3 protein-coding genes and 1 pseudogene are annotated in these 4134 nt (G+C 58.3%); 3 read left to right on the top strand and 1 reads right to left on the bottom strand.

The window, feature by feature from the left end; all coding sequences use genetic code 11:
• A partial coding sequence (locus tag JSE7799_RS17995; protein WP_055664847.1) for a hypothetical protein occupies positions 1-761 on the bottom strand: 761 nt, incomplete at its 3' end.
• Between the two features lie 92 nt (positions 762-853).
• Here JSE7799_RS17995 and JSE7799_RS20175 point away from each other — a divergent pair.
• The 3 genes and pseudogenes from JSE7799_RS20175 to JSE7799_RS17975 form a co-directional block, all read left to right on the top strand.
• Positions 854-1231: pseudogene (locus tag JSE7799_RS20175) on the top strand (transposase); the annotation flags it as partial.
• A 285-nt stretch (positions 1232-1516) separates the two neighbouring features.
• Positions 1517-3598 carry a hypothetical protein gene (locus tag JSE7799_RS20715; protein ID WP_144431796.1) on the top strand — a complete coding sequence of 694 codons (2082 nt, stop codon included), beginning with the start codon at positions 1517-1519 and terminating at the stop codon, positions 3596-3598.
• A 276-nt stretch (positions 3599-3874) separates the two neighbouring features.
• Positions 3875-4134: transposase (locus JSE7799_RS17975; protein WP_144431795.1), on the top strand; the 260-nt coding region annotated here is incomplete at its 3' end.

Here is a 4134-nt window from a genome sequence, read left to right as displayed (position 1 = left end):
CGCAGGATGTGCGCGCCAGTGGCTGGATAGGGCGAAGCCACCACGAGAAGCTCGCCGCCCTTGATACGGCGCGCACCGAAGTGGAGCTTGAGGTCGGGGTGACTCGCTCTGCCAGGCAGGACGGCCGTGAAGCCCCGCACACCCCTGCACCGTGACAGCAGGGAGCGCAGGTTCAGCTCGCGGCCGTTGGTACGGACTATCTGGCCCTCCTTCATGCGGATCGCGAAGGGGATCTCCTGCTCGACGAGAAAAGTGAACCATTCCTGACCGATGAACTCACGATCCGCCAGCAGCACCCGAACGGTTGAGGCGTCGAAATACGCGAGATACCGCTTCATCAGCGCGATGCGCTGCGCGGTCGTGCTGTTGCCGGAATGCGGGAGCATGGTCCACATCAGCGGGACGCGGAACTTGACCGTGATGACGGCCAACACGAGGACGTTAACGTCGGTCTTGCCGATCTTCCAGTTGGTGCGGTCGAGACAGAGATGCCAAGGGCGAGGATTGCCGAGCAGCGAGATCACGATGCCCACGCTCCAATCCTCGGGCAGGCACACGTGTTGGAAGAAGCGTTGCAGACGGCGATAGGTCGATGCAACCATGGCGCGACTTGGCCGCTCGCTCGCGATATGCGTCAGGTTCACCGTTCGGGCGCTGATCATGCCAAGCAGGATCATGCAGAGCGTCTCGAGCCGTGACTTGCCCAACGGCACATGCGGAGTTAGCGTTTTCTGGAGATCGGCGAGAGCACGGATATTCAAGGGACCGTTCCTTTGGCGAGGTCGAGTCCACCAGAAGAATCCGTCTTGCCGGTCTCGGCCACCCCAAAAACGGCTGTGTCGTGTAGTCTGCCAATCTCGAGGGCGGCCGCGGTAAGCACCTTTACGAGAAGCTCTATTCCGCTCGCGGCCAGGCCGAGAAACACATCAAGGCGTGGAAGGCCCACCTCGCAGCAGACCGGACGTCGTGCTCGAAAGCCAACGCCAATCAGATGCGTCTGATGCTGCACGGCTGCGCCTACTGGATTTGGTGGAAGCTCCGTGCGGCTTGCCCGAAGCGCTCACCATGGCGCCGCGCCCAGTTCGACACGCTGCGGCTGCATCTCGTCAAGCTGGCCGCCACCATCGTCGAGAAGAAGACCCGGATCATCATCACGCTGCCGGCATCGTGCCCGCGACGGGGACTTCTCCACCTTCTCTTCGACGCCCTTGCCCCACCGAAAGCAGCCTGACGCGAGCGCCCCGACAACCCCGAAACATCAATCCACACCACCCAAGACCCAAGTCACCGGCCGGCCTGCCAACCGGACGCCGATCTCGGATGCGCGCGACAAGCCCGAGGCCCAGGTAACCGGCCCCCTAAGCAGAAGAATACAGCTTCATGATTTATCCGGGTTAACAAAGGTATCCCTGTTGATATCGTCGCAAAACAAAATAATGTGTCACTCCGAGCTCGCCAAGAGAGCTGGCAAGGCGCAGTCGAGAGCCCCGTCGAAAGCGGCGAGGTTGGAGGTTTCATGGAAGGGCAGTGGGCAGCACGAGCGATCCCCGGCCTGTCGGGCGATGTGATCGAGATCGAGTTCTCGGAGGCGCCTGTCCGAGAGGGTTACGACTTGTTGCGGTTTGAGGCCGAGGTTGCCGGCGTCGTCATGCCGCTGGAGCTTGCCGGCTCCGTTGGCTCCCATGCTTGCCGTTATGTTCGCGGCTTGAAAGCTACATCCAACGACGTTCGGGTGCGTCCGGTTTGGGGGCAGGGAGGTTTGGATTGGGGTCGTTACGTCAGCACGGTTGTAGAGGCAGGCCAGTGGACGCCGGTTCGGAACGTCGAGACCTCCGTCAGCGCTGAACCTGCGATCCGGCTGGAGAAGTCGCGCGATACAGGGATTGCCCCGGCAGGTATGGTCTTCTCCGCACTCGGCCTCGGATTTGACACGACGCGACCGTACCATGATGTGCATTACACTTGGTCATTCAGCGATCCCGGCCAATATAGTCGACTAGGAAGTGACTTCCCGTGGAAGAATGACCGCGATATTGCTTACGGCCCTGTGGCAACGCACACATGGGACATGCCTGGAACTTACACCGTGAACTGCATTGCACGGCATGGAGGGCAGGCCGCGACGGTGACCTTTAATGTGATCATTGCCGATCCTGCTGCCGCTTTCCCGGCAATTCGAACCATTTGTGTGTCGCAGAACGGCAATTTCGACGGCGCTCCGGATGGCGCAATGCAAGTGACAAGCATGTTACAAGCGCAAAGCGCAAAGGGCCGTGGCGCGGATACTCGCATCCTTCTGCGTCGGGGCGAGACTTTTCAGGAAAACCTCGACATCATGCACAGCGCTGGCAACTATCAGATCGGCGCTTTTGGAGAGGGCAGCGATCCAATTTGGCTAGAAAACATGGGGGGCGGGCGCGGTTTTACGTTCCGGGGCATCACGGGCGAAATTTCAATTTGGGGCATCGATATGCGTGGCCCTTACGATGCAGGACGCCCTGAAAATACGATAAAACCAAACGATGCCATAAGCATCCAAGATAGTGGAACGTATGTCACTATCCATGATATGCATATGTCTGGATGGTCCACAACGATCCGGCCAATTTTTACGGGCGCGTCCGAAAGTATAGTTGTTTCTGATACATATATTACCAACTGGCATAACTACGGATATCTTGGTGGCGGACAACAATGGATAGGATTCTCAGGTACCTCAATTAAGCAAAATCCTTCCACCTACTCGGAAGGCGGAAAGTTCGAGGATGTTTCCCCGTTCATTCCCGACCACGGCCCGTTCCGAGTTGGGGGTGCGTTCAAGCCACATTGCTTTGTGTCCTGCGACCTCGCCTCCTTCAACTCGTGGATCGGAGGTGAGCATCAGCCTTGTATCCGCTGGAACAGCAGCGGCAAGGATGTGGCCGGTCAATTTAGCGTTGATCGTCTTCGCGCGGAAGGTGGTGGGTTTGGCTTTGGAACCGCAAACTCAAGCACCGCAAGTTTCCCCAGCCAAGTCGTCGTGGACAAGATGCATTTCGTGCCGACTACGCAACCTGACGCTATGTTGGGCACGAGTCGTGGAGGCGTAACAATGCGGAACGTGATCGCTGTTCAAGGTAACTCTAAAAATGATGGCGGCCATCACGTCAAAAGAGCGTTTTCTGTGGATCTGGATGAGCGAAACAAATACGATCACGTTGAGTTCTACAACTGTTCCATTGGGGATTTGAGGACGGATCAGTATATTTGGGATGACACTCTCACCATTCTTGAGACGTTTAGAGAATATCCTGTTGATCCGGTGGTGGAGAACAACATCGTCTACGCTCCGATCCACACGACGCCGATCACTGCGGATGCGCCTCTTGATATGACCTTACATTGGATCCCGCTTTATGAAGGACGGCGGAGGCTGGACGAGAACGGGGGGCTGCCGCAGCCAGAATACGCATCGGATCCGAATGCGACCACGTTTATGATTCCGCAACCCGACAGCCCGGCCTATCAGGGCGCGACTACGGGTAAAGTCGCGTATGACGACTTCTTCGGCGTGGTGCGCGGAGCGAATCCGTCGCGTGGAGCTGTCGAGCCAGCGTAAAACAATTTCGGGCGGCGGTGTTATTCGAAGTACATACGATAGAGCCGCCGCCCGAAATACAGCATTACCACTACGAAAGCCGCCATTGGGGTCGCAAGCGCCGCTCCGCCGGGCAGGCCTGCCAGTTCCAAAACAGCGCGGGCGGGCAAGACTAGAGTATCCGTCTTGATCAAGCTGGTTTCGGCGTAAGCGCCGTCCCCGCCCCATTGATTTCCGCGGTTCCGTCGCGCTGAGCCAGCGGCGAGTCTCGTTCTGAGCATTCAGAAGGAGCTTATGATGGCGGACGGCGGGGACGGATTTGGTGGCTGTATCGAGGTTGTGGAGCGGACGCGTGGATACCGGCGCTGGCCGGATGAGGTAAAAGCGCGGATCGTCACCGAGAGCTTTCAGCCTGGAGTTCGTGTGGTGGATGTCGCGCGGCGACATGATCTGGCGGGACATCAGCTTTCGGATTGGCGGCGTCAGGCTCGTCAGGGGAAGCTGGTCTTGTCGGCGGACGCCATGGCCGATGTTTCGTCAGATGCTCTTCCTGCCTT

Source organism: Jannaschia seosinensis, assembly GCF_001408515.1.
Lineage (GTDB): Bacteria > Pseudomonadota > Alphaproteobacteria > Rhodobacterales > Rhodobacteraceae > Jannaschia > Jannaschia seosinensis.
The sequence above is the reverse complement of the archived record's forward strand: the minus strand, read 5'-3'. Positions and strand labels throughout refer to the sequence as shown.

What these genes read in the sequence shown, in the direction of transcription:
- JSE7799_RS20715 (WP_144431796.1), top strand. Translation starts at nt 1,517, where the DNA reads ATGGAAGGGCAGTGGGCAGCACGAGCGATCCCCGGCCTGTCGGGCGAT.